This window comes from Variovorax sp. J31P179 (assembly GCF_030316985.1).
Classification (GTDB): domain Bacteria; phylum Pseudomonadota; class Gammaproteobacteria; order Burkholderiales; family Burkholderiaceae_C; genus Variovorax; species Variovorax ginsengisoli_B.
Genome location: NZ_JASZYL010000021.1, coordinates 51,272 through 76,352, shown reverse-complemented (window position 1 = coordinate 76,352; position 25,081 = coordinate 51,272). Strand labels below are relative to the sequence as shown.

The 25,081-nt window shown below is 68.6% G+C and carries 21 protein-coding genes; 8 read left to right on the top strand and 13 right to left on the bottom strand.

Annotation, left to right across the window (positions count from 1 at the left end; translation table 11 throughout):
* Positions 1-4: 4 nt before the first annotated feature.
* The 4 genes from QTI17_RS32370 to QTI17_RS32355 form a co-directional block, all read right to left on the bottom strand.
* Positions 5-442: a TA system VapC family ribonuclease toxin gene (locus tag QTI17_RS32370; RefSeq protein ID WP_286538049.1), complete on the bottom strand. Its 438-nt coding sequence runs from the start codon at positions 440-442 to the stop codon at positions 5-7.
* Positions 439-666 carry a hypothetical protein gene (locus tag QTI17_RS32365; RefSeq protein WP_286523611.1) on the bottom strand — a complete coding sequence of 76 codons (228 nt, stop codon included), beginning with the start codon at positions 664-666 and terminating at the stop codon, positions 439-441. Before QTI17_RS32365 ends, QTI17_RS32370 begins: the two co-directional genes overlap by 4 nt.
* Before the next feature lie 71 nt (positions 667-737).
* Positions 738-1,199, bottom strand: coding sequence for a cyanophycin metabolism-associated DUF1854 family protein (locus QTI17_RS32360; RefSeq protein ID WP_503011153.1), 462 nt, complete (start codon positions 1,197-1,199; stop codon positions 738-740).
* Between the two features lie 2 nt (positions 1,200-1,201).
* Positions 1,202-3,478 (bottom strand): cyanophycin metabolism-associated ABC transporter, encoded by a 2,277-nt coding sequence (locus QTI17_RS32355; RefSeq protein WP_286538047.1) that lies wholly within the window; start codon positions 3,476-3,478, stop codon positions 1,202-1,204.
* Positions 3,479-3,605: 127 nt separating this feature from the next.
* Between QTI17_RS32355 and QTI17_RS32350 the strand changes: the two genes are divergently transcribed.
* The 5 genes from QTI17_RS32350 to QTI17_RS32330 all read left to right on the top strand — a co-directional run bounded on the left by QTI17_RS32350 (position 3,606) and on the right by QTI17_RS32330 (position 10,838).
* A complete protein-coding gene (locus tag QTI17_RS32350; RefSeq protein WP_286538046.1) occupies positions 3,606-5,846 on the top strand; it encodes a cyanophycin synthetase in 2,241 nt (746 codons plus the stop codon).
* A 37-nt stretch (positions 5,847-5,883) separates the two neighbouring features.
* A complete protein-coding gene (gene cphA / locus QTI17_RS32345; RefSeq protein ID WP_286538044.1) occupies positions 5,884-8,451 on the top strand; it encodes a cyanophycin synthetase in 2,568 nt (855 codons plus the stop codon).
* Positions 8,452-8,593: 142 nt separating this feature from the next.
* Positions 8,594-8,944: a hypothetical protein gene (locus QTI17_RS32340; protein WP_286523618.1), complete on the top strand. Its 351-nt coding sequence runs from the start codon at positions 8,594-8,596 to the stop codon at positions 8,942-8,944.
* A 107-nt stretch (positions 8,945-9,051) separates the two neighbouring features.
* Positions 9,052-9,303: a hypothetical protein gene (locus QTI17_RS32335; RefSeq protein WP_286538043.1), complete on the top strand. Its 252-nt coding sequence runs from the start codon at positions 9,052-9,054 to the stop codon at positions 9,301-9,303.
* A 38-nt stretch (positions 9,304-9,341) separates the two neighbouring features.
* On the top strand, positions 9,342-10,838 hold the full coding sequence (locus tag QTI17_RS32330; RefSeq protein ID WP_286538042.1) for a CYTH and CHAD domain-containing protein: 1,497 nt from the start codon (positions 9,342-9,344) through the stop codon (positions 10,836-10,838).
* Between the two features lie 24 nt (positions 10,839-10,862).
* Here QTI17_RS32330 and QTI17_RS32325 read toward each other — a convergent pair whose 3' ends face one another.
* The 9 genes from QTI17_RS32325 to QTI17_RS32285 all read right to left on the bottom strand — a co-directional run bounded on the left by QTI17_RS32325 (position 10,863) and on the right by QTI17_RS32285 (position 22,608).
* Positions 10,863-12,602, bottom strand: coding sequence for an IlvD/Edd family dehydratase (locus tag QTI17_RS32325; protein WP_286538041.1), 1,740 nt, complete (start codon positions 12,600-12,602; stop codon positions 10,863-10,865).
* A gap of 9 nt (positions 12,603-12,611) precedes the next feature.
* The gene (yjfF, locus tag QTI17_RS32320; protein WP_286538040.1) at positions 12,612-13,652 is read right to left on the bottom strand and encodes a galactofuranose ABC transporter, permease protein YjfF; all 1,041 of its coding nucleotides are present in this window, start codon (positions 13,650-13,652) and stop codon (positions 12,612-12,614) included.
* A complete protein-coding gene (locus QTI17_RS32315) occupies positions 13,649-14,692 on the bottom strand; it encodes an ABC transporter permease (protein WP_286538039.1) in 1,044 nt (347 codons plus the stop codon). The genes yjfF and QTI17_RS32315 overlap by 4 nt, the downstream gene beginning before the upstream one ends.
* Positions 14,689-16,212 carry a sugar ABC transporter ATP-binding protein gene (locus tag QTI17_RS32310; protein ID WP_286538037.1) on the bottom strand — a complete coding sequence of 508 codons (1,524 nt, stop codon included), beginning with the start codon at positions 16,210-16,212 and terminating at the stop codon, positions 14,689-14,691. Before QTI17_RS32310 ends, QTI17_RS32315 begins: the two co-directional genes overlap by 4 nt.
* 1 nt (position 16,213) lies before the next feature.
* Complete coding sequence (gene mmsB, locus QTI17_RS32305; RefSeq protein WP_286538036.1) at positions 16,214-17,425, bottom strand: multiple monosaccharide ABC transporter permease; 1,212 nt, start codon at positions 17,423-17,425, stop codon at positions 16,214-16,216.
* Entirely contained in the window at positions 17,415-18,938 is a 1,524-nt protein-coding gene (mmsA, locus tag QTI17_RS32300; RefSeq protein WP_286538059.1) for a multiple monosaccharide ABC transporter ATP-binding protein, read from the bottom strand. Before mmsA ends, mmsB begins: the two co-directional genes overlap by 11 nt.
* 55 nt (positions 18,939-18,993) lie before the next feature.
* Positions 18,994-20,064: a multiple monosaccharide ABC transporter substrate-binding protein gene (gene chvE, locus QTI17_RS32295; RefSeq protein ID WP_286523629.1), complete on the bottom strand. Its 1,071-nt coding sequence runs from the start codon at positions 20,062-20,064 to the stop codon at positions 18,994-18,996.
* Between the two features lie 67 nt (positions 20,065-20,131).
* Positions 20,132-21,097, bottom strand: coding sequence for an ABC transporter substrate-binding protein (locus QTI17_RS32290; RefSeq protein ID WP_286538035.1), 966 nt, complete (start codon positions 21,095-21,097; stop codon positions 20,132-20,134).
* Between the two features lie 56 nt (positions 21,098-21,153).
* The gene (locus QTI17_RS32285; protein ID WP_286538034.1) at positions 21,154-22,608 is read right to left on the bottom strand and encodes an aldehyde dehydrogenase family protein; all 1,455 of its coding nucleotides are present in this window, start codon (positions 22,606-22,608) and stop codon (positions 21,154-21,156) included.
* Positions 22,609-22,696: 88 nt separating this feature from the next.
* Between QTI17_RS32285 and QTI17_RS32280 the strand changes: the two genes are divergently transcribed.
* The 3 genes from QTI17_RS32280 to QTI17_RS32270 all read left to right on the top strand — a co-directional run bounded on the left by QTI17_RS32280 (position 22,697) and on the right by QTI17_RS32270 (position 25,079).
* Positions 22,697-23,656, top strand: coding sequence for a LysR family transcriptional regulator (locus QTI17_RS32280; RefSeq protein ID WP_286523633.1), 960 nt, complete (start codon positions 22,697-22,699; stop codon positions 23,654-23,656).
* A gap of 202 nt (positions 23,657-23,858) precedes the next feature.
* On the top strand, positions 23,859-24,212 hold the full coding sequence (locus QTI17_RS32275; RefSeq protein ID WP_286538032.1) for an alpha/beta hydrolase: 354 nt from the start codon (positions 23,859-23,861) through the stop codon (positions 24,210-24,212).
* Between the two features lie 201 nt (positions 24,213-24,413).
* Positions 24,414-25,079, top strand: a complete 666-nt coding sequence (locus QTI17_RS32270; RefSeq protein ID WP_286538031.1) for a response regulator transcription factor — start codon at positions 24,414-24,416, stop codon at positions 25,077-25,079.
* Positions 25,080-25,081 lie beyond the last annotated feature (2 nt).

Below are 25,081 nucleotides of genomic sequence, written 5' to 3'. Positions count from 1 at the left end.
GTGTTCAGTCCGGAATCTTGATGTGGCGCTGGCGTTCGGGCGCGGTGGCGAGCAGTTGCGCGATGCCGCCATCGAAGGTGAGCAGCTTGGCGCCGTGGCGCATGGCCAGGGTCAGGAGCCAGGCGTCGGTGATCTGCCGATGGCCGCGCAGGCCGCCGGTGCAGCAGCCCAGCACCTGCTCGATGCCGAAATCCAGCGCCAGGAAGCGATGCTTGGGATGCGCGGTGTTGCGCAGCAGCACCTCGGCGATCTCGCCGATCGACATGGCCCGGCCCGAAAAGGCCGGCTGCGAGATCACGCGCACGAAAGCCGACTGGGTCAGCGCGCTGGTGGCCCAGCCCTCACGCGCATGGCGGCCGAACCAGCGAAGCATGCGCTCGTGGTGCTCGTGCGCCGGCCAACCCAATGCGATCAGCGCATTGGCGTCCAGCAGCCAGCTCAAGGCGCGTCTTCCAGCAGGTCCCTGACCTGGCGGCTGGTGACGCGGGGCGCATCGGCCGGCAGCTCGAACACCCAGACGCCGCCCTTCTTGCGCACCGGCAGGCGCTCGCCGCCGCCGCGCCGGATCAGTTCGGAGATGGCTTGCCCGAGCTTCAGCGCGCGCGCCTGCGCATAGGCCTGGGCCACTTCGAAGGCGTCGTCTTCCAGAGTGACAGTGGTGCGCATGGCTGATGCACTTTCATGGGGTTGATGCACTTCATTCTATTTGATGCACCCCGGAAAGCCCGCCGATGACCCTACAGGAACCGCTCCAGCAGCTTCCTCGAACCCCGGTCCAGCGCCCTCACGTCGGGAATCCGGAACTGCACCCCGTGCGCGCTGGCGATCAGCAGCGCGCCGCCTTCGAGCCGGCGGATGTCCTCCTCGGCCTTCAACACGAAGCTGGTCTCGCCGCGGTCGGTGCTGACGGTCCAGGTGCTGGGCACGCCGAAGCTCGAGACCTTGTGCAGCCGCTGCAGCGTGGGCGCGAAGTCGCGCGGCGCGAGCTCCTGGCCGAGCAGCGCGCGGGCGCCTTCGGGCAGCTGGTCGAGGCGGTCGATCCAGAGCAGTTCGCGGCCGTCGGGCCCGACCAGCGAGAGCCCGTCGTCCGGCGCCGTCAGCGGAAAGGCACGCACCGGCACCACGCCCGCGTGACGCTGGCCTTCGGCATCGGTCAGCACCAGCCGGCCGAAGGCGTCGCGCTCGAGTTCGATGTTCATCATCATGCGTCCCCCGCCGGATGCGCGGCATGGCTGCCCAGCGCCAGGGCCACCGAGGTGCGCTCGGCCAGCGCGCCCGCGCTTTCGTCGTCGGCCTGGCGCAGCTGCGCCTGGTAGAGCCGCCAGTAGGCGCCCTGCTTTTCCATCAGCGTGTCGTGCGGACCGACCTCGACGACCTCGCCCCGGTCCATGACCACCAGCCGGTCGGCCTTGCGCAAGGTCGACAGCCGGTGCGCGATGGCGATCGTGGTGCGGCCCTTCACGAGGTTGTCGAGCGCTTTCTGGATCTCTTTCTCGGTCTCGGTGTCGACCGCCGAGGTGGCCTCGTCGAGGATCAGGATGCGCGGGTCGATCAAGAGCGCGCGCGCGATGCTGATGCGCTGGCGCTCGCCGCCCGACAGGCCCTGCCCCCGCTCGCCCACCAGCGAGTCGTAGCCGTGCGCGAGCCGCAGGATGAAGTCGTGCGCATGGGCGGCGCGGGCCGCCGCGACGATCTCCTCGCGCGTCGCCTCGGGCTTGCCGTAGGCGATGTTCTGCGCGATGGTGCCGAAGAAGAGAAAAGGCTCCTGCAGCACCAGCCCGACGTGGCGCCGGTAGTCGGCCACCGCGAAGCGCCGGATGTCGGTGCCGTCGACCTTGATCGCGCCGTCGGTGACGTCGTAGAAGCGGCAGATCAGGTTCACCAGCGTGCTCTTGCCCGAGCCGCTATGGCCGACCAGGCCGATCATCTCGCCCGGCTCGATCACCAGGTCGAGATCGCGGATCACTGCCCGGCTGCCGTAGCGGAAGCCGACATCGGCCATCTCGATGCGGCCCTGCACGCGCTCGACCTTGACCGGATTGGCCGGCTCGGGCACGTTGCTCACGTGGTCGAGGATGTCGAAGATGCGCTTGGCGCCGGCCGCGGCCTTCTGCGTCACCGAGACGATCCGGCTCATCGAGTCGAGCCGGGTGTAGAAGCGCCCGATGTAGGCGATGAACGCGGTCAGCACGCCGACCGTGATGCGCCCGCGCGCCACCTGCCAGATGCCAAAGCCCCAGACCACCAGCAGGCCGATCTCGGTCAGCAGCGAGACGCTGGGCGTGAACAGCGACCAGGTCTTGTTGAGCTTGTCGTTGACCTGCAGGTTGTAGACGTTGGCGGCATGGAAGCGCTTCGCCTCGCGCTGCTCCTGCGCGAAGGCCTTGACCACCCGGATGCCTGGAATGGTGTCGGCGAGCACGTTGGTGACCTCGCTCCAGACCCGGTCGATCTTCTCGAAGCCGGTGCGCAGGCGGTCGCGCACCACGTGGATCATCCAGGCGATGAAGGGCAGCGGCACCAGCGTCACCATCGCCAGCAGCGGATTGATCGAGAACAGGATCACCGCCGTCATGGCGATCATCAGCACGTCGGTCAGGAAATCGAGCGCATGCAGCGAAAGGAAGACGTTGATGCGGTCGGTTTCAGAACCGATCCGCGCCATCAGGTCGCCGGTGCGCTTGCCGCCGAAGTAATCGAGCGGCAAGGTCAGCAAGTGTTCGTAAGTGGTGGTCCGCAGGTCGGCGCCGATGCGCTCCGAGACCAGTGCCAGCAGGTAGGTGCGGGCCCAGCCCAGGGCCCAGCCGACCAGCGCCGCGGCCAGCAGCGCGCTGAGGAACATCACGACCTTGGCGACCGCGATCTGCTGCCCGTTCTGGAACGGGATCAGGATGTCGTCCATCAGCGGGATGGTCAGGTAGGGCGGCACCAGCGTGGCGGCGGTCGAGGCCAGGGTCAGCAGGAAACCGGCGATCAGCTGCTTGCGGTAGGGCTTGGCGAAGCGGCCGAGGCGCAGCAGCACCCAGGTCGAAGGCGGCGCCTGCAGCTCCGGTTCGACGAACGGCGCCTCGTCGAGCTCGCCGCCCGCCGCTGTCGCCTGCGCGACACCCTCGGTGCGGACGTCGAACAGCTTCTGCAGCCGCAGCGCCGCCGCCTGCTGGGCCAGCGTGAAGCGCCAGCGGCCGAGCCGGCCTTCGGCCCCCAGCAGGTCGAGCGTGCCGATGCCGGCATGGTCGCCGAGGTGGATTTCCAGGCCCTGGGCCGGGACCGGCCATTCGGACCATTGGCCGTCCGGCGCGCGGGCCAGCAGGCGCTGGTCGGTCAGGGCGAGCAGGCCCGTCTTGAATCGAAGTTGCCCGTCGAGGTCAACCGCCAGCGTCGCCAAAACGTTTTCCCCGACAGAGAGCCGACTTTTCAGAGCGTCTGAAGCCGCCTCCCCTTCGCCCCCCGGGGTTCCGACTGGATCGTGATGTTGCATTGTGTTTCTGTATCTCTGGCCCGCCGACGGACCCTTCATGGCGCTCCCGGCGCGCCGATTTTGACCGATGGCCATGGGCGCGCTTGAGGGTGCATCCGTGCTCGGCCAAAGCACAACGAACGTTTTCATGACCCGTTTCGACGACATACAACTGCTGCGCATCAACTATTTGCGCGGCCCGAACCTCTGGACCTACCGGCCGGTGCTGGAAGTCTGGCTCGACCTCGGCGCGCTCGAGGACCACCCGTCCAACACCATTCCCGGCTTCACGGACCGCCTGACCACCCTGCTGCCGGCGCTGATCGAGCACCATTGCGGCGTCGGCGAGCGCGGCGGTTTCATCCAGCGCCTGACCGAAGGCACCTGGGCCGGCCACGTGCTGGAACACGTGGTCATCGAGCTGCTCAACCTGGCCGGCATGCCGACCGGCTTCGGCCAGACCCGCAGCACCTCGCAGCACGGCGTCTACCGGATGGTGTTCCGGGCCCGCGACGAGCAGGTCGCCAGGGTCGCGCTGGCCGAAGGCCACCGGCTGCTGATGTCGGCGATCAACGACCAGCCCTTCGGCGCCGCCGACGTCCAGCGAGCGGTCGATGCGGTCAAGGCCAAGGTCGAGGACTGCTACCTCGGCCCGAGCACCGCCTGCATCGTGGGCGCCGCCACCGACCGCGGCATCCCGCACCTGCGGCTCAACAGCGGCAACCTGGTGCAGTTGGGCTATGGCGCCAACCAGCAGCGCATCTGGACCGCCGAGACCGACTACACCAGCGCCATCGGCGAATCGATCGCCAGCGACAAGGAACTCACCAAGTCGCTGCTCGCCAGCTGCGGCGTGCCGGTGCCCGAAGGCCAGGTGGTGGCCAATGCCGAGGAAGCCTGGGAAGCCGCCGAGGACATCGGCCTGCCGGTGGCGGTCAAGCCCTCGGACGCCAACCATGGCCGCGGCGTCTCGCTCGAGCTCCACACCCGCGACGAAGTCATGGCCGCGTTCGCGGTCGCCGAGCCCGAAGGCAGCGACGTGATGGTCGAGCGCTTCGTGCGCGGTTCCGAACACCGCCTGCTGGTGGTCGGCGGTCAGGTGGTCGCGGCCGCGCGCGGCGAGATCATCACCGTGACCGGCGACGGCAGCGCGACCGTGGCCCAGCTGATCGACAGCCAGCTCAACAGCGATCCCCGGCGCGGCGCCGAAGAGGAATATCCGCTCGACGTGATCGTCCTCGACACCGACGCCAAGCTGCAGCTCGAACTCAAGCGCCAGGACCTCGACGGCGATGCCGTGCCCGCGGCCGGCCGGATCGTGACGATCCAGCGCAACGGCAACATGGCGATCGACTGCACCGACCAGGTGCATCCGGACGTGGCCCATGCGGCCGTGCTGGCCGCCCGCGTGGTCGGCCTGGACATCGCCGGCGTCGACCTGGTGGCCGAGGACATCTCGCGTCCGCTTGCCCCGCAGGGCGGCGCGATCGTCGAAGTCAACGCCGGCCCCGGGCTGCTGATGCACCTGAAGCCGGCCGTCGGCTCGCCGCGCCCGGTCGGCCGCGCCATCTGCGACCACCTCTTTCCGGACGACGCGCCGGGCCGCATCCCCGTGGTCGGCGTCGCCGGCTCGCAGGACACGGCCGTGCTGTCGCGCCTGGTGGCCTGGCTGATCGGCCTCGGCGGCCGCCACACGGGGCTGGCCTGCCGCGACGGGTTGTTCCTCGAACGGCGCCGGGTCGACGCCCGCGACAGCGCCCACTGGGAAGCCGGCCGCCGCCTGCTCGTGAACCGCGCCGTGCAGGCGGTGGTGATCGAGAACGGCGCCGAAACCATCCTGCGCGACGGCCTGGCCTACGACCGCTGCGAAGTCGGCATCGTGACCGACCTCGAAGGCGCCCAGGCGCTGGGCGAGTTCGACATCACCGAAAGCGACCAGATGGTGCGGGTGCTGCGCACCCAGGTCGACGTCGTGCTGCCCGAAGGCACCGCCGTGCTCAACGCCGGCGACCCGCGGGTCGCGGGCCTGGCGCCGCTGTGCGACGGCGATGTGATCCTCTACGCCGCCGACCCGCAGGCCGAGGCGCTGGCCAAGCACCGCGAAGCCGGCGGCAAGGCCGTGCTGGTACGCCAGGACCGCGTCGTGCTGGCCAACGGCAGCAGCGAATCCTTCCTGCCCGGCCTCGGCCGGCTGACAGTCTGGCGCGCCACCCACGCGGGTGTCAGCCTCGAAAGCCTGCTCGCCGCGGTCGCCGCCGGCTGGGCGCTGGGCATTCCGCTGAACCTGATCGGTGCCGGCGTCGAAGCCTTCGAAGCCGACCTGCAGGCGGCGCTGGCCTCGCTGCAGCTGTCGCAGACCCTGATCCCCACCGAACAACAATTTGCCTGACCGGCCGGGCCTGCGGGTCCGCCGGCGCCTGAACGCCATGGAAGTCACTCGCATCCGCGCCCTCCGGGGCCCGAACCTGTGGAGCCGCCACACCTGCATCGAGGCGATCGTCTCGTGCAGCCCCGAAGAATCCGCGATGGAGCGCCTGCCGGGCTTCGAAGACCGGCTGCGTGCGCTGTTCCCGACCATCGGCGAACTGCACCCGGTCGTGCTCGGCCAGCCGCTGGCGGTCGCGCACGTGCTCGAGAACGCCGCCGTCGCGCTGCAGGCCCAGGCCGGCTGCCCGGTCAACTTCGGCCACACCTCGCGCACCATCGACGAAGGCATCTACCAGGTCACCTTCCAGTACAGCGAGGAAGCCGTCGGCCGCCGTGCGCTGGAACTGGCCCAGGCCCTGATCGACGCCGCCCAGGGCGGCACCGAATTCGACGCCACCGCGGCGATCACCGAGCTGCGCGACCTCGACGAATCCGAGCGCCTCGGACCGAGCACCGGCTCGATCGTCGACGCGGCGGTCGCGCGCGGCATCCCCTACCGGCGACTCACCAGCGGCAGCCTGGTGCAGTTCGGCTGGGGCTCCAAGCAGCGCCGGATCCAGGCCGCCGAAGTCGACAGCACCAGCGGCGTCGCCGAGGCCATCGCGCAGGACAAGGAACTCACCAAGCAACTGCTCAACGCCGCCGGCGTGCCGGTGCCGCTGGGCCGGCCAGTGAGCGACGCCGACGACGGCTGGGCCGCGGCCCAGGAGATCGGCCTGCCGGTGGTGGTCAAGCCGCAGGACGGCAATCAGGGCAAGGGCGTCACGGTCAACATCACCAGCCGCGAGCAACTGCTGGCCGCCTATGACTCGGCCGCCGCCTACGGCGAAGTGATGGTCGAGAAATTCCTGCCCGGCTTCGACTTCCGCCTGCTGGTGGTCGGCGACCGGCTGGTGGCCGCCGCCCGCCGCGACCCGCCGCAGGTGATCGGCGACGGCGTCAAGTCGGTGCGCGAACTGGTCGAGCTGGTCAACCAGGACCCGCGCCGCGGCGAGGGCCACGCCACCTCGCTGACCAAGATCCGCCTCGACGACATCGCCATCGGCCGGCTCGAATCGCAGGGCCTCAAGCCCGACAGCGTGCCGGCGCTCGGCCAGCGCGTGGTGCTGCGCAACAACGCCAACCTGTCGACCGGCGGCACCGCCACCGACGTGACGGACACGGTGCACCCCGAAGTCGCGGCCCGCGCGGTCGACGCGGCCCAGATGGTCGGACTGCACATCTGCGGCGTCGACATGGTCTGCGAGAACGTGCTGCGCCCGCTCGAGGAGCAGCATGGCGGCGTGGTCGAGGTCAATGCCGCGCCCGGCCTGCGGATGCACATCTCGCCCTCGTTCGGCCGCGGCCGCGCGGTCGGCGAAGCGGTGATGGACACCCTCTTCGCCCACGGCGACGACGGCCGCATCCCGGTGGTCGCCGTCACCGGCACCAACGGCAAGACCACCACCGCGCGGCTCATCAACCACCTGCTGGCGGGCAGCGGACTGCGCACCGGCATGACCAACACCGACGGCGTCTACGTCGACGGCCGCCAGACCGACAGCGGCGACTGCAGCGGCCCGAAGAGCGCGCGCAACGTGCTGCTGCATCCCGACGTCGATGCCGCCGTGTTCGAGGTGGCGCGCGGCGGCGTGCTGCGCGAAGGCCTGGGCTTCGACCGCTGCCAGGTGGCGGTGGTGACCAACATCGGCAGCGGCGACCACCTCGGCCTCAACTACATCACCACCGTCGAGGACCTGGCGGTGCTCAAGCGCGTGATCGTGCGCAACGTGGCGCCCGGCGGCTACTCGGTGCTGAACGCGGCCGACCCCAACGTCGCGGCAATGGCCACCAGCTGCCCCGGCAGCGTGATCTTCTTCAGCGCCGACCGGACCCATCCGGTGATGGCCACCCACCGTGCGCAGGGCAAGCGCACCGTCTACGTCGACCAGGACGCGGTGGTCGCGGCCGAAGGCTCGTGGCGCGAACGGATCCCGCTGCGCGACGTGCAGATCACTCGCAACGGCACCATCGGCTTCCAGGTCGACAACGTGATGGCCTCGGTGGCCGCGGCCTGGGCCGTGGGCCTGGACTGGGACACCATCCGCAGCGGCCTCGCGAGCTTCAAGAACGACGCCGCCGGCGTGCCCGGCCGCTTCAACGTGATGGACTACCGCGGCGCCACCGTGATCGCCGACTACGGCCACAACACCGACGCCATGCGCGCGCTGGTGGCCGCGGTCGACACCATGCCGGCGAAGAAGCGCTCGGTGGTGATCAGCGGCGCCGGCGATCGCCGCGACTGCGACATCCGCGACCAGACCGCGATCCTCGGCCAGGCCTTCGACGACGTGATCCTCTACCAGGACGCCGCCCAGCGCGGCCGCGCCGACGGCGAGGTCATGGCGCTGCTGCGCCAGGGCCTGGAAGGCGCCGAGCGGACCCGCTTCATCGACGAGATCCGTGGCGAGTTCATCGCCATCGACAGTGCCCTGGCCCGGCTGCAGCCCGGCGACCTGTCGCTGATTCTGGTCGACCAGGTCGAAGAAGCGCTGGCCCACCTCGCCAAGCGCATCGCTGCCGGCTGAGGCGCGACTCTGTCCGACAGAAAAGCGCGCCTGCAGGACGCCGCGCGCGGCCCCCTCGTCCCACACGCTTCCTGAGCCCCGGCCCCCACAGTGGCGGCCTGGGGTGGCGCGAGTCCGCGCCGCCATGACTCAAGGAGTGACCATGAGAAACACACTGCGTTCCTGTTCCGCTGCCCTTCTGGCCGCCGGCAGCCTGTTCGGCGCCTCGGCCGCCTTCGCCGCCGGCGCCCCCCTCGGCAGCCTGCCCTGCGACGGCATGATGCAGGACCGCGCAGCCTGCCTGCGCGAGCGAGGCGCGGCCGCCGACACGGCGCGCCGCGGCGGCTTCCCCGCCCCGGACGCGGCCACCCTGCAGCAGAACGCGCTGGCCCGTTGCGCCCGCCAGCCGGCCGGCGACCGCGAGGCCTGCGAAGCCCGGGTCATGGATGGCACCGTCACCGGAAGCGTGCTGGGCGGCGGCGTGATCCGGCAGGCCGAAACGCCCGTGCGCTGAATCGTGTGACAAGCGGGGGAAACCCCAGGTTTGTCATGCGACTGTCACAATTCGCATGTGTCGGCTGGCTATAGTCATGGGAATGTACTAACGAGGAAGCCTTTCCCATGAACGCCATCAAGGTCGCCCGCCGATTCATCGAAACGGACCCGGCTGACGCGTCTTCAAAAATCCTCGCCCGACTGGTGCTGGCGCTCGAATCAGAGGCAAGTTTCGAGCTCGTCACGCTCTACGACCTCGACTACAAGAGCTTCCAGTTGGCCATGGACATCCTGAAGGAATGGCGTCTCGACCGCTACTACGCCAGCAAGTCCAAGCTGTACGATCTGTCGGTGCAGGTCAGCGAACTCAAGGAGTGAAGGCGGCGCCCGATGCAGTCGGGTCCCCGCGTGGCCCCGTGGTCGAATTCGAACTCAAGTTCCAGGTCGATGCCGCGCATCAGGCGGCGGTCGAAGCGGCGGTGGCGCGCGGGCGCTCGCACCGCGCGCATCTGCGCGCCCGCTACTACGACACCGCCGATGGCGCGCTGGCAGCGCAGCATATCGTGCTCCGGGTGCGCAAGGAAGACGGTGCCTGGGTGCAAACCGCCAAGGCCCCGGGCGAGCGGCTGGTCGAGCGCCTCGAGCACAACGTCGAACTCCCGCCTGGCCGGGCCAGCGACACGCCGTTGCCCCTGGTCGGCCGGCATCACGGGACGCCGGTCGGCGAACGGATCGCCGAGGCCCTGCGCCAGGCCGGGCACGACCCCGCCGAAGTCGCGCTGGTGCCGCTGTACGGCACCGACGTCTGGCGCACCACGCGTGAGATGCGCAGCGGCGACGCGCTGGTCGAACTGGCCTTCGACCTCGGGTCGGTGCGCGCCGGCGACCGCACCCATCCGCTGCGCGAACTCGAGATTGAGCTCAAGCACGGGAGTCCGTCGTCGCTGCTCGAACTCGCCGGCCGCTGGCGCGCGCGCTACGGGCTCTGGCTCGACACCTTCTCCAAGGCAGAGCGCGGCGAGCGGCTGGCCCGCGGCGCCGAGCACGGCCCGCCGGTCAAGGCCACGGCGCCGCGGCTGGAGGCCGATGCGAGCGGTCCGCAGGTGTTTCGTGCGGTGCTCGACAGCTGCCTGAGCCAGATTCTTCCGAACGCCAGCGAGGTCGCGGCCGAAAGCACCGACCCCGAGCACGTGCACCAGCTGCGCGTCGGCATCCGGCGCCTGCGCACCGCGCTGCGGGAGATGGCCGAGTTCGCGCCGGCCATCGATCCGGCCTGGGAGCCGGCGCTGGCCGAGACCTTCGGCGCGCTGGGCCGCCAGCGCGATCGCGAGCACGTGATGGGCAGCGTGCAACCGCAGCTGGAAGCCCATGGCGCACCGCCCTGCAGCATCGCCGCGGACTCGGACGCCACCCCTTCGGCCGCGGAGACGGTGCGGAGCCCGGCCTTCCAGGCGGCGCTGATGAACCTGATCGCCGCCTCCTTGCCCGCCGCCGCCGCGACCGAACCGGCTGCCAAGGCCCCCTCGGCCCGCAAGGCGCTGCGGGCCCGGCTCTCGAAGCTGCATCGACAGGTGCTGCGCGACGGCAAGCGCTTCGAAAGCCTCGGAGCGGTCGAGCAGCATCGCGTGCGCAAGCGTCTCAAGCGCCTGCGCTACCTGGGCGAGTTCGTGGCACCGCTGTTCGGGCGCCGTACCGCCGAGCGCTTTCTGGCGCAGCTGGAGCCGGCGCAGGATGCGCTCGGCGCCCACAACGATGCCGCGACCGCCATGGCAGCCTACCGCGCGCATGCTGCAACGGACGGCGCGGCCTGGTTCGCTGTCGGCTGGCTGGCGGCCAACCATCCGGCCAGCGCCAAGCAGTGCCGCAAGGCGCTCGCCAAGGTGGCCGAACTCACGCCGTTCTGGAAGTCCTGAAGCGGTCCGTCCAGGCCGCGCGGCTCAATGGGAGTGCCGCGGCACGGCCGCACCGCGGCAGCCGACCAGGAAGTCGAAGTCGCAGCCCTCGTCGGCCTGCAGCACATGGTCGACATACAGTCGCTGGTAGCCGCCGCCGGTCACGGGCGCGGCGCGGCCTGCGATCGCCTGCAGGCGCGCGGCCAGTTCGGCGTCGTCGATGTCGAGGTGCAGCCGTCCGGCCTCGCAGTCGAGCTCGATCCAGTCGCCGTCCTGCACTGCCGCCAGCGGGCCGCCGTCGGCCGCTTCAGGCGCCACATGCAGCACCACCGTGCCGTAGGCGGTGCCGCTCATGCGGGCGTCCGAGATCCGCACCATGTCCTTGACGCCCTGGCGCAGCAGCTTGGGCGGCAGGCCCATGTTGCCGACCTCGGCCATGCCCGGGTAGCCCTTCGGCCCGCAGTTCTTCAAGACCATCACCGAGCTGGCGTCGATCTCGAGTGATTCGTCGACGATGCGCGCCTTGTAGTGCTCGAGATTCTCGAACACCACCGCCCGGCCCCGGTGCCTGAGCAGTTCGGGCGAAGCGGCCGAGGGCTTGAGCACCGCGCCGCGCGGCGCCAGGTTGCCGCGCAGGATGCACATGCCGCCATCGGCGACCAGCGGCCTGTCCAGCGGCCGGATCACCTCGTCGTTGAAGCTCGGCGCCTCGCGCACGTTGTCCCACAGCGAACGGCCGTTGACGGTCAGCGCGCCAGGATGCGGCAGCAGGCCATGCTCGCCCAGGCGTCGCAGCACGGCCGGCAGGCCGCCGGCGTAGTAGAACTCCTCCATCAGGAAGCGGCCCGAGGGCATCAGGTCGACCAGGGTCGGCGTGCCGCGGCCGAAGCGGGTCCAGTCCTCGAGTTCGAGCGCGACGCCGATCCGGCCCGCGATCGCCTTCAGGTGGATCACCGCATTGGTCGAGCCGCCGATCGCCGCGTTGACGCGGATCGCATTCTCGAAGGCCTCGCGGGTCAGGATCTTCGACAGCGTGAGCCCCTCGCGCGCCATCTCGACCGCGCGCATGCCCGACATCTGCGCCAGCACGTAGCGCCGCGCATCGACCGCCGGGATCGCCGCGTTGTGCGGCAGCGAGGCGCCCAGCGCCTCGGCCATGCAGGCCATGGTCGAGGCCGTGCCCATGGTGTTGCAAGTGCCCGCCGAACGCGACATGCCGGCCTCGGCCGACAGAAACTGGTGCAGGTCGATCTCGCCGGCCTTCATGGCCTCGTGCAGCTGCCAGACGGCGGTGCCGGAGCCGATGTCGCGGCCCTCGAGCTTGCCGTTGAGCATCGGTCCGCCGGTGACGACGATCGCCGGGATGTCGCAGCTGGCGGCCCCCATCAGCAGCGCCGGCGTGGTCTTGTCGCAGCCGGTGAGCAGCACCACGGCATCGATCGGGTTGCCGCGGATCGCCTCCTCGACGTCCATGCTGGCGAGGTTGCGCGTCAGCATCGCGGTCGGACGCAGGTTGGACTCCCCGTTGGAGAACACCGGGAACTCGACCGGAAAGCCGTTTGCTTCTGATATACCGCGCTTGACGTGCTCGGCAATCTTGCGGAAGTGCGCATTGCAGGGCGTCAGCTCGGACCAGGTGTTGCAGATGCCGATGATCGGCCGGCCGTCGAACTCGTGGTCCGGAATGCCCTGGTTCTTCATCCAGCTGCGGTACATGAAGCCGTTCTTGTCGGCCGGGCCGAACCATTCGGCGGAGCGCAGCTTCCGGGTCGGGGTGTCAGGCATGCCGTGGCCTCAGTGGGTACCGGTGCCGCGCGCCGTGAACAGGCGCTGCAGCAGGCAGAAGACGAACAGCAGCACGCCCACCACGATGCGGGTCCACCACGAGCTCAGCGTGCCGTCGAAGGAAATCAGGGTCTGGATGATGCCCAGCATGAGCACGCCGAACAGCGTGCCCACCACGTAGCCGACCCCGCCGGTGAGCAGGGTGCCGCCGATCACCACCGCGGCGATGGCGTCGAGCTCGAGGCCGATCGCATGCAGGCCGTAGCCCGACAACATGTAGAAGGTGAAGACCACGCCGCCCAGCGCCGAGCAGAAGCCCGACAGCGTGTAGACGCCGACCACGGTCGAACGCACCGGCAGGCCCATCAGCAGCGCCGACTGCTCGCTGCCGCCGATGGCGTACACCGCGCGGCCGAAGGGCGTGAAGTGGGCGATGAACACCGCCAGCGCCACCACAGCCAGCGCGATCAGCGCCGACACCGACAGCGAGGCATCGCCCCACACCGGCAGCCGCCACTGCGAGACCTTGGCATAGAACTCGTTGGTGATGCTGATCGAGTCGATGCTGATCAAGTAGCACAGGCCGCGCGCGAGGAACATGCCGGCCAGGGTCACGATGAAGGGCTGCAGCCGGAAGCGCTCGATCAGCAGGCCCATGAAGGCGCCGAAGGCCGTGCCCATCGCCAGCACCAGCGGAATCACCAGCGCCGGGCTCCAGCCGTGCTTCTCGACCAGCGAGGCCGAGACCATGGTGGTCAGCGCGATCACCGAGCCGACCGACAGGTCGATGCCGCCCGACAGGATCACGAAGGTCATGCCGACCGCGACGATGCACACGAAGGCGTTGTCGATCAGCAGGTTCAGGAACACCTGCGGCGAGAAGAAGCCGTCGTAGAAGACCGACCCCAGGGTCGCCATCAGCATGAACAGCGAGATCGTCGCCGCCAGCGGCAGGTATTTGGGATTGAAGCGCGCGCCGGCCGGCCGGCCGCGCGACGCCGCGGTCGCGCCATCGGCCGCCGCGGCTTCGTTCGACACCAGCGCGCTCATCGCGTCGCCCCCCCATGCGCCGGCCGCACTGCCAGCTGCCGCAGACTGGCCCGGAACTCCGCCGACTGCAGCAGCATCACCACGAACACCACCACCGCCTTGACCACCAGGTTGATCTCGGGCGGCACACCGAGCGAATAGATCGCGTAAGTCAGGGTCTGGATGATCAGCGCGCCGATCACGCTGCCGACCAGGCTGAAGCGCCCGCCCGTGAGCGCGGTGCCGCCGAGCGTCACGGCCAGGATGGCGTCGAGTTCGAGCAGCTGGCCGGCGTTGTTGCCGTCGGCGCTCTTGACGTTGGAGCTTATCAGCAGGCCCGCGACGCCGGCGCAGAAGCCGCAGAACATGTAGGCGCCGACCACGATGCGGCGCGCCCGCACGCCGGCGACCCGGGCCGCGCCCGGATTGATGCCCACCGCCTGGATGAAGAGGCCGAGCGCGCTGCGCGTGATCGCAAGGTACAGCAGCGCGAAGACGATGGCCGCGACGTAGACCGAGAACGGCAGCCCGAACAGATAGCCGCTGCCGATGAAGAAGAAGGGCGCGTAGTAGATGGTGATGATCTGCCCGCCGGTAATCAGTTGCGCGATGCCGCGCCCGGCCACCATCAGGATCAGGGTCGCGATGATCGGCTGCATGCCGACGCGGGCGACCAGCAGGCCGTTCCAGAGACCGCAGGCCAGCGCGGCGCCGAGCGCGCCCATGATCGCCAGCCACATCGGGAAGCGGCTCACCTGCGCCGCCGCGCCATTGCTGACCACCAGCGAGCCGCCGATCATCCAGGCCGCGATGGCCGCCGCGATCGCCACCACCGCGCCGACCGAGATGTCGATGCCGCGGGTGGCGATCACCAGCGTCATGCCGAGCGACACCAGCACCAGCGGCGCGGCACGGTTCAGGATGTCGATCAGGCTGCCGTAGAGATGGCCGCTGCGCCATTCGAGATGCAGGAAGCTCGGGTTGAAGGCCGCGTTGATCGCCAGCAGCAGCAGCAGCGTGACCAGCGGCCAGGCGAGGCGGTGTTTGAACAAGTGCGTCATGTCTCCGCCGCGATCAGTTCGTAGACCGCGTCCTCGCTGCTTCCGCCCGGCAGTTCGCCGACCTTGCGCCGCTCGCGCAGCACCGCGATGCGGTGCGACACCCGCACCACCTCGTTCATTTCGGACGAGATGAACAGCACCGCCATGCCGCCGCGTGCGAGCCGCAGGATCTCGTCCATGATCTCCTGCTTGGCCGCGACGTCGATGCCCCGGGTCGGCTCGTCGAGGATCAGCAGCCGCGGCTCGATCGCCAGCCAGCGCGCCAGCACCGCCTTCTGCTGGTTGCCACCCGACAGCAGGCCGATCGGCGTCTCGATGCTGGCGGTCTTGATGCCGAGCGCCTTCACGAAGCGCTCGGCCAAGGCGGCCTGCTCGCCGCGCGACAGCGTGTTGCGCACGCCGCGCCGCGCCTGCAGCGCCAGCGCGATGTTCTCCCGCACCGACAGCTCGGCCACGATGCCGTCGGTCTTGCGCTCCTCGGGGCACAGCGCGATGCCGTGCCTCACGGCATCGGCCGGGCTCGCCAGCTCGACCGCGACGCCATCGACGCGCAGGCGCCCCTGGTCGGGCCTGGCCAGCCCGAACAGCAGCCGGGCCAGTTCGGTGCGGCCGGCGCCGAGCAAGCCGGCCAGGCCCACCACCTCGCCGGCGCGCACTTGCAAGTCGACCGGCTGCAGCTGCCCGCGCTGGCCCAGGCCCTCGGCCTCCAGCAGCGCCGGCGCCGTGGCCTCGATCGCCGGCAGTTCGGCATGGCCGCTCGCCTGTGCCGCGAACTCACGGCCGACCATCGCCGAGATCAGGGCCTGCGGTCCCAGATCGGCGGTCGGCCACTCGCCCACCCAGCCGCCGTTGCGCAGCACCGTGATGCGGTCCGACACCGCATAGACCTGGTTCAGGAAGTGGGTGACGAACAGGATCGCGAGGCCCTGCCCCCGCAGCCGGCGCAGCACCGCGAACAGGCTCTTGACTTCCTCGTCGTCCAGGCTCGAGGTCGGCTCGTCGAGGATCAGCACCTTCGACGAGAGGCCCAGCGCACGCGCGATCGCCACCATCTGCTGCACCGCCACCGAGTAGCTCGACAGCAGCTGCGTGACATCGATGTCGATGTCGAGCCGCGCCAGCAGCGCCCGTGCTTCGCGGTGCACCGCGGCCCAGTCGATGCGCCAGCCCTGGGCCGGGCCGCGACGCGGATAGCGGCCGGCGAAGATGTTCTCGGCCACCGACAGGTTGGGGCAGAGATTGACCTCCTGGTAGACCGTGCTAATGCCCAGGTGCTGGGCGTCGAGCGGCGAGGCCGGCCGGATCGGCTGGCCGGCCAGCGCCATCTCGCCGGCATCGGCCGCATAGACCCCCGTGAGCACCTTGATCAAGGTCGATTTGCCGGCCCCGTTCTGCCCCAGCAGGGCATGGATCTCGCCGGCACGCAGGCGCAGCGAGACGCCCGACAGTGCCGGTACGCCGTTGAAGCGCTTGTCGATGCCCGTGAGCAGCAGCACGGGCGCGCCGGTTGAAATGTCCATGCTATTTGTTCTTGTTGTAGACATCGACGAACACCGCCGCCAGCAGCACCAGCCCCTTGATCACCTGCTGGTAGTCGATGCCGATGCCGAGGATCGACATGCCGTTGTTCATCACGCCCATGATGAAGGCGCCGATGACCGCGCCCATCACGCGGCCGACGCCGCCCGAGGCCGACGCCCCGCCGATGAAACAGGCCGCGATCACGTCGAGTTCGAAGCCGAGGCCGGCCTTCGGCGTCGCCGTGTTGAGCCGGGCCGCGAACACCAGGCCGGCGAGCGCCGCCAGCACGCCCATGTTGACGAAGGTCAGGAAGGCCAGCCGCTGGGTCTTGACGCCCGACAGCCGGGCCGCCTTCTCGTTGCCGCCCAGCGCGTAGATGCGCCGGCCCACGGTGGTGCGGTTGGTGACGAAGTCGTAGGCGACGATCAGTACCGACATCACGATCAGCACGTTCGGCAGGCCCTTGTAGGTCGCCAGCAGGTAGCTCAGCAGCAGGATGACGGCAGCGAAGAACAGGTTCTTGCCGAGGAAGAAGACGTAGGGTTCGGTCTCCATGCCGTGCTTGGCCAGCTTGGCCCGGCCGCGCAGCTTGAAGAAGACCAGCGCCGCGGCGGCGAGCGCGCCGAGCAGCAGCGAGGTGGAGCGCAGGCTCTCGCCGCCCAGCGGGTCGGGCACGAAGCCCGAGCTGAGCTTCTGGAAGGCCTCCGGGAAAGGGCCCACCGACTGGCCCGCGAGCAGCGCCAGGGTCAGGCCCTTGAACACCAGCATGCCGGCCAGCGTGACGATGAACGACGGGATCCGGAAGAAGGCCACGAACCAGCCCTGCGCCGCGCCGATCGCGCCGCCGGCGATGAGGCAGACGATGAAGGTCGGCACGAAGTGCCATTCATACTCGACCATCAGCACCGCCGCCAGCGCGCCGATGAAGCCGCACACCGAGCCCACCGACAGGTCGATGTGGCCGGCCACGATCACCAGCAGCATGCCCAGCGCCATGATCACGATGTAGCTGTTCTGCAGCAGCAGGTTGGTGAGGTTCAGCGGCCGCATCAGGGTGCCGTCGGTCAGCACCTGGAACAGCACCATGATCGCGACCAGCGACATCAGCATGCCGTACTCGCGCAGGTTGTTCTTGAGGAAGCCGGCGTGGGCGCCGGGCGCCGCCGGCGCCAGGTGGGTGGCGGCCTTCACGGCCTCGACTTCAGGCGGCATGGACGCTGCTCCCGGAAGCGACTATGACGCGCATGATCTTCTCCTGCGAGGCCTCGGCGGCCGGAAACTCGGCGACGAAGCGCCCCTCGTTCATCACGTAGATGCGGTCGCACATGCCGAGCAGCTCGGGCAGTTCCGACGAAATCATGAGGATGCCTTTCCCTTCGCTCGCAAGCCGTTCGATGATGGTGTAGATCTCGTACTTGGCGCCGACATCGATGCCGCGCGTGGGCTCGTCGAGGATCAGCAGTTCGGGCTGGGCGAACAGCCATTTGCTCAGCACCACCTTCTGCTGGTTGCCACCCGAGAGGTTGACCACGCGCTGGTCCACGCCGGCACAGCGGATGTTGAGCGCGCGCCGGTAGTCGTTCGCGACCTTGAACTCCCGGCCGTCGTCGATCACCCCGCGCTCGGACACCGCCGCCAGGTTGGCGAGGCTCACGTTCTTGCGGATGTCCTCCTCCAGCACCAGCCCGGCGCTCTTGCGGTCCTCGGTGACGTAGGCGATGCCATGGTCGATCGCCTTGCGGATGGTGCTCACATCGACTTCCTTGCCGTGCATGTGCACCGAGCCGCTGATGCGCTGTCCGTAGGAGCGCCCGAACACGCTCATCGCGAACTCGGTGCGGCCCGCGCCCATCAGCCCTGCGATGCCGACGATCTCGCCGCGCCGTACATGCAGGTCGACGCCCTTGATCTGCTCGCGATCGGCGTGCAGCGCATGGTGCACGTGCCAGTCGCGCACTTCAAAGATGGTCTCGCCGATGTCCGGCCTGCGCTCCGGGTAGCGGTGCGCCATGTCGCGCCCAACCATGCCGCGGATGATGCGGTCCTCGCTGATCGGCGCGCCGCGGCAGTCCATGGTCTCGACGGTCGCGCCGTCGCGCAGCACGGTGATCGAATCGGCCACCTTGGCGATCTCGTTGAGCTTGTGCGAGATGAGGATCGACGCGATGCCCTGCGCCTTCAGCTCCAGCAGCAGGCGCAGCAGGGCATCGCTGTCGCTCTCGTTCAGGCTCGCGGTCGGCTCGTCGAGGATCAGCAGCTTGACCTCTTTCGAGAGCGCCTTGGCGATCTCGACCAGCTGCTGCTTGCCGACGCCCAGGTTGGTGATCAGCGCCGTCGGCGGCTCCTTGAGCCCGACCTTGGCCAGCAGGGCGCGGGTGCGGGCATAGGCCTCGAACCAGTCGATCACGCCCCCGCGCGCCGTCTCGTTGCCGAGGAAGATGTTCTCCGCGATCGACAGCAGCGGCACCAGCGCCAGCTCCTGGTGGATGATGATGATGCCGAGCTTCTCGCTGTCGGAGATGTCCTTGAAGCGGCGCAGCTGGCCCTCGAAGTGGATCTCGCCCTGGTACGAGTCGCAGGGATACACGCCGCTCAGCACCTTCATCAGCGTCGACTTGCCCGCGCCGTTCTCGCCGACCACGGCATGGATCTCGCCCGCGCGCACCGCGAGGTTGACGTTGTCCAGCGCGTTCACGCCCGGAAAGGTCTTGGTGATGCCGCGCATCTCCAGGATCACATCGTTCACCGTGGCTCCTTCCACCCGCACGCCGTTCACCGGCCTACTTGATCTGGCTCTCCTTGTAGTAGCCGCTGTCGACCAGCGTCTGCTTCCAGTTCGAGGCATCGACGCTGACCGGCTTCAGCAGGTACGACGGCACGACCTTGACGCCGTTGTTGTAGGTCTTGGTGTCGTTCACCTCGGGCGTCTTGCCGGCCAGCATCGCGTCCACCATGCCCACCGTCACCTTCGCCAGTTCGCGCGTGTCCTTGAACACGGTCGAGGTCTGCTCCTTCTTCAGGATCGACTTGACCGACGGCACCTCGGCGTCCTGGCCGGTCACCACCGGCATCGGCTGCTGCGCCGAGCCATAGCCCACGCCCTTGAGCGACGAGATGATGCCGATCGAGAGGCCGTCGTACGGCGACAGCACCGCGTCGACCCGGTCCTTGGTGTAGTAGGCCGACAGCAGGTTGTCCATCCGGGCCTGCGCCACCGCGCCGTCCCAGCGCAAGGTCGAGACCTTGTCCATGCCCATCTGCTTGCTGCGCACCACCAGCTTGCCGCTGTCGATATAGGGCTTGAGCACCGACATCGCGCCGTTGTAGAAGAAGAAGGCGTTGTTGTCGTCGGGCGAGCCGCCGAACAGCTCGATGTTGTAGGGGCCCTTGCCCTCCTTGAGCTTGAGCGCGTTCTCGATGTAGCTGGCCTGCAGCACGCCGACCTGGTAGTTGTCGAAGGTGGCGTAGTAGTCGACGTTCTTCGAGCCCTTGATGAGTCGGTCGTAGGCGATCACCTTGACGCCCTTGTCGGCCGCCTTCTGCAGCACGTCCGACAGCGTGGTGCCGTCGATGGCCGCGATCACCAGCACCTTGGCGCCCTTGGTCACCATGTTCTCGACCTGCGCCAGCTGGTTCGGGATGTCGTCGTCGGCGTACTGCAGGTCGGTCTTGTAGCCCTTCTCGTTGAAGTACTTGACCATGTTCGAACCGTCGGCGATCCAGCGCGCCGACGACTTGGTCGGCATCGAGATCGCGACCAGGCCCTTGTCCTGGGCCTGTGCCAGCGGCGCCAGGCCGAACAGTCCCAGGGCGGCGCCGGCCAGCAGGGTCTTGATGAAAGTGCGTTTCATGAGAAGGTCTCCTAGTTGTATTTGCGAACGCGCGGCGCTGCGCTGTCGCACGGCGCCGCGCGCGGTCTCAGTACTTGCGGTTCGGGAATTCGGCTTTGGCGACTTCCATCGGGAAGATCCCTTCCTTGGTCAGGATGCGCTTGGGCAGCGGCTTGCCGGCCTTGATGTCGGCCACCGCGGCCATCAGCTGCGGGCCCAGCAGCGGGCTGCACTCGACCGAGACATTGAGCTTGCCGGCCATCATGGCCTCGAAGGCGCCCTTCACGGCGTCGATCGAGATGATGATGATGTCCTGCGCCGGCTTCATTCCGGCTTCCTCGATGGCCTGGATCGCGCCGATCGCCATGTCGTCGTTGTGCGCGAACAGCACGTTGATCTTCTTGCCCTCGGCCTTCAGGAAGGCTTCCATCACCTCCTTGCCCTTGGCGCGCGTGAAGTCGCCGGTCTGCGAGCGGATGATCTTGAACTTCGGGTCGGCCTTGATGATCTCCTCGAAGCCCTTCTTGCGGTCGATCGCCGGCGCCGAGCCCACCGTGCCCTGCAGCTCGACGATGTTGATCGGGCCGGGGTTGCCCTTTTCCTTCTCGACCAGCCAGCGGCCGGCCTTGCGGCCTTCCTCGACGAAGTCCGAGCCCATGAAAGTGACATAGAGCGAGTCGTCCTTGGTGTTGACCGAGCGGTCGGTCAACACTACCGGGATCTTGGCCGCCTTGGCCTCGAGCAGCACCGTGTCCCAGCCCGATTCGACCACCGGCGAGAAGGCGATGACGTCGACCTTCTGCGCGATGTACGACCGGATCGCCTTGATCTGGTTCTCCTGCTTCTGCTGGGCATCCGAGAACTTGAGCTCGATCCCGGCGTCGGCCGCGGCCGACTTGATCGACTCGGAGTTGGCGGTGCGCCATTCGCTTTCGGCGCCGACCTGGGCGAAGCCGAGTACGGGCTTCTTCTGCGCCAGGGCCGTGGCCGGCAGCAGCGAGGACAACGTGGCGGATGCGAGCGCGATATTGAGCGTACGACGGTTCAGTTTCATGATGTCTCCTGGTTGGCGTGGTGAAAAAAGCAACTCTTGTCGTTATCGTTGTTTGCTCAGGCCAGCACGTAGCCTGTCTTTACGCTGGTGTAGAACTCCGCCGCATGCCGGCCCTGTTCTCGCGGCCCATAGCTCGAAGCCTTGCGGCCGCCGAAAGGCACGTGGTAGTCGACGCCGGCGGTCGGCAGGTTGACCATCGTCATGCCGACCTTCGCATGCCGCTTGAAATGCATGGCACGCGCGAGCGAAGTGGTGCAGATGCCGGCGCAGAGCCCGAAGGGCGTGTCGTTGGCGATCTGCAGCGCATGGTCGTAGTCGTCGGCACGCAGCACGCAGGCCACCGGACCGAAGATCTCGTCGCGCGCGATGCGGTGCTCGGGCCGCGCCAGGAACAGCGCCGGGCTCATGTAATGGCCGACCGTCGCGCGCTGCAGCGCTTCACCGCCCCAGACGTGCTCGGCGCCCTCCTCGCGCGCGGCGCCGACGGCGGCCAGGTTCTGTGCCAGTTGCGCGCGGTCGACCACCGGGCCGATGTCGGTGCCGCGCTCCAGCGCATGCCCGACCTTGAGCGCCGCCAGCCGGTGGCGCAGCCGCGCCACGAAGGCGTCGTGCACGGCGCCCTCGACGATCAGCCGGCTGGATGCGGTGCAGCGCTGGCCGGTCGAGAAGTAGGCGCCCTGCACGGCGCAGTCGACCGCCCGATCGAGATCGGCGTCGGCCAGCACCAGCAGCGGATTCTTGCCGCCCATCTCGAGCTGCACCTTGGCCCGCCGCCGCGTCGCGGCGTGCAGGATCTGCTCGCCGGTGGCGACCGAGCCGGTGAAGCTGATCGCGTCCACGCCCGCACTGTCGACCATCGCCTGGCCGACCTCGCGGCCGCTGCCCATCACGAGGTTGAAGGTGCCCGCCGGCAGCGCGGCCCGGCTGATGATCTCGGCCAACGCCCAGCCGCAGGCCGGCACCAGTTCGGACGGCTTGAACACCACGCTGTTGCCATGGGCCAGCGCCGGCGCGATCTTCCAGGCCGGGATCGCGAGCGGGAAGTTCCAGGGCGTGATCAGCCCGACCACGCCGAGCGGTTCGCGCGTCACGTCGACCTGCACCCCCGGCCGCACCGAAGCCAGCATCTCGCCGCCGCTCGCGCGCAGCGCCTCGCCGGCGAAGAACTTGAAGATGTGGCCGGCCCGCGCGGCCTCGCCGACGGCCTCGGCCAGGGTCTTGCCCTCCTCGCGCGCCAGCAGCAGGCCGAGTTCCTCGCGCCGGGCCAGCAGCTCGCTGCCGATCTGGTCGAGCGCATCGGCGCGCCGCTGCGGCGTGCTCTGGCTCCAGTGCGGAAAGGCATCGGCCGCGGCGCGGACCGCCACCTCGGTCTGGCTGCGGTCGGCCCGCGCGTATTCGGCCACCACTTCGCGGGTATCGGACGGGTTCTCGCTCAGGCCCGTCGTGACGCCGCTTTCCCAACGGCCATTGATGTACTGGCGGGCTTTCTGTTGGAGTTCGCTGCGTTTCACGGTGACGCGAGTCTAGGAATCACACCCATATCTTTCCAATCAAGATTTGGATCGAATGCATATCCGAAGAAGCATTCAGGTAAACCCCATGACCAACTACACGCACTGGTTCATCCGTGCGCGACTCAAGACCCGGCAGCTGCTGTTGCTGGTGGCCCTGGCCGAGGAGGGCAACATCCATCGCGCGGCCCAGGTGCTCAACATGACGCAGCCGGCGGCCTCCAAGCTCCTGAAGGACCTCGAGGATGTGCTCGAGGTGTCGCTGTTCGACCGCCTGCCGCGCGGCATGCGGCCCACCTGGTATGGCGAGATCATGATCCGCCACGCCCGGGTCGCGCTGGCGAGCCTGAACCAGGCGCACGACGAACTCAGCGCGCTCAAGGCCGGCCGCGCCGGCCAGGTCAATATCGGCGTCATCACCGCACCGGGCCTGGTGCTGCTGCCGCCGGCGGTGGCCGAGGTGAAGCGCGAGCAGCCCAACCTGCGGGTGTCGGTCGAGATCGAGACCAGCCCGGTGCTGCTCGAACGCCTCGAGCAGGGCAAGCTCGACCTGCTGGTGGCACGGCTGTTCGCCGAGCACGACAAGACCAACCTGCGCTACGAGGCCCTGACCGAGGAACCGGTGTGCGCATTGGTGCGCCCGGGCCATCCGCTGCTCGGTGTCAGCGGCCTGAGCCTGCGCGACCTGGTGTCGGCCGGCTGGATCGTGCCGCCCGCCGGCAGCGTGCTGCGGCACCGCTTCGAACTGATGTTCCAGGAAGAAGGGCTGGCACCGCCGATCAACGTGATCGAGACCGCGGCGCTGCTCTTCATCACCCGCATGTTGCAGCAGAGCGACATGGTCGCGGTGCTGGCCACCGACGTGGCGCGCTACTACGCGAGCCACGGCATCGTGGCGCTGCTGCCGGTCGAGATGCCCTGCCACATGGATGCTTTCGGCATCATCACGCGGACCGACCGGCTGCTGTCGCCGGCCGCCAAGGTGATGATGAAGGCACTGAAGGCGGCGAGCTTCAGCGCCTATGGCCGGCGCCTCGACCCCGACTGAGCGTGCCATTGCAATTTCGCGATGCCGCGTCGCAACATCGGCGCGGATCGGTTATGCCGGCAGGTCGTCGGCCGATTGTTTCGTTTCCAGCAACACCGCGGTTCGATTTCATTAGGGTTTTTACTTAGTGTTCAGCCCTAGACTTGCGTGGACGGATCGCCGAAGCGCCCTCCGCCCGTTCAAACCAACAAGGACAACTGAAATGAAGACCTCGCAAATCATCGCCGCCGCCACCCTGTCGCTGCTTGCCGCCGCTGGCGCCCAAGCCGAAACCTATGACGGCGTGCATGCGCTCACTTCCGCCAACAGCCGCGCCGAAGTGAGCGCCCAGGCCGCAGTCGCGGCCCACAGCGCGAACCCCTACGCGGAAGGCTACAACAACGGCGTGACCACCATCGCCAGCGCGCGCGATCGTTCGTCGGTGCGCAGCGAAGCCGTCGCCGCCGCCCACCGGCCGAACCAGAACGTGCGGATCGAATCCTTCGCCAACAGCGTGATCCCGCCGCAATTCACCGGCCCGCGCACCAACGGCACGACGCGCCAGGCCGCCCTGTAAACCAGCGGCTCCTGAACCAACCGGCCCACGCCACGAGCGAGGCCGGTTTTTTTGCGCCTGCAAAAAATGACAGCCTAATTAAGAAAACTAAATAGCTACATAAATAGCTGAATGGGCTTCACTTACACCAAAGGGCAGCTTGTCATGCCCCCAGGGCGCGTGTTCAATTCACCTTCGCCTGCGGGCGCCTGGAGGATTGGCATGGGAAAGCAAATCAGTGCTGCCGCGGACGGGGAATCCCCCGTCGTCCGGCTGATCGATGACGACATCGCCTTCCGGCGCGCCCTGCAGCGGCTTCTCAAAGGCGCGGGGCACCAGGTGATGGAGTACGGATCGGTCGGCGAGATGCTGCTCGAAGGCATCGGCGGCGCACCGGGTTGCCTGGTGCTGGACATCCACATGCCCGGTCCCAGCGGCCTCGACCTGCAGGAGATGGTCGCCAGCCAGCCCGAACCCCTGCCCGTGATCTTCGTGACCGCGGAGGCCACGGTGCACGAGACGCTGCGGGCCATGAAGGCCGGCGCCTCGGATTTCCTGTTCAAGCCGGTGGACAGCGAGACGCTGCTGACCGTGGTCCGCAAGGCGATCGAGGACGACGCCGTGCGGCGCCAGGCGCGACGCCGGCTGTGCGCCCTGCAGACCCGCTATTCGCGGCTCAGCCCGCGCGAAAGGCAGGTCATGGAAATGGTCGTCAACGGCGCGCTCAACAAGCAGATCAGCGCCCAGCTCGGCGCCGCCGAACGCACCGTGAAGGCCCATCGCGCGCACGTCATGGAGAAGATGGAGGTGAGCTCCCTGGCCGACTTGGTGCGCGCCGTGGGCCAGCTGGGCGTGACGCCGGACGGCGCCAGCCACGCCGGCGCCTGAGC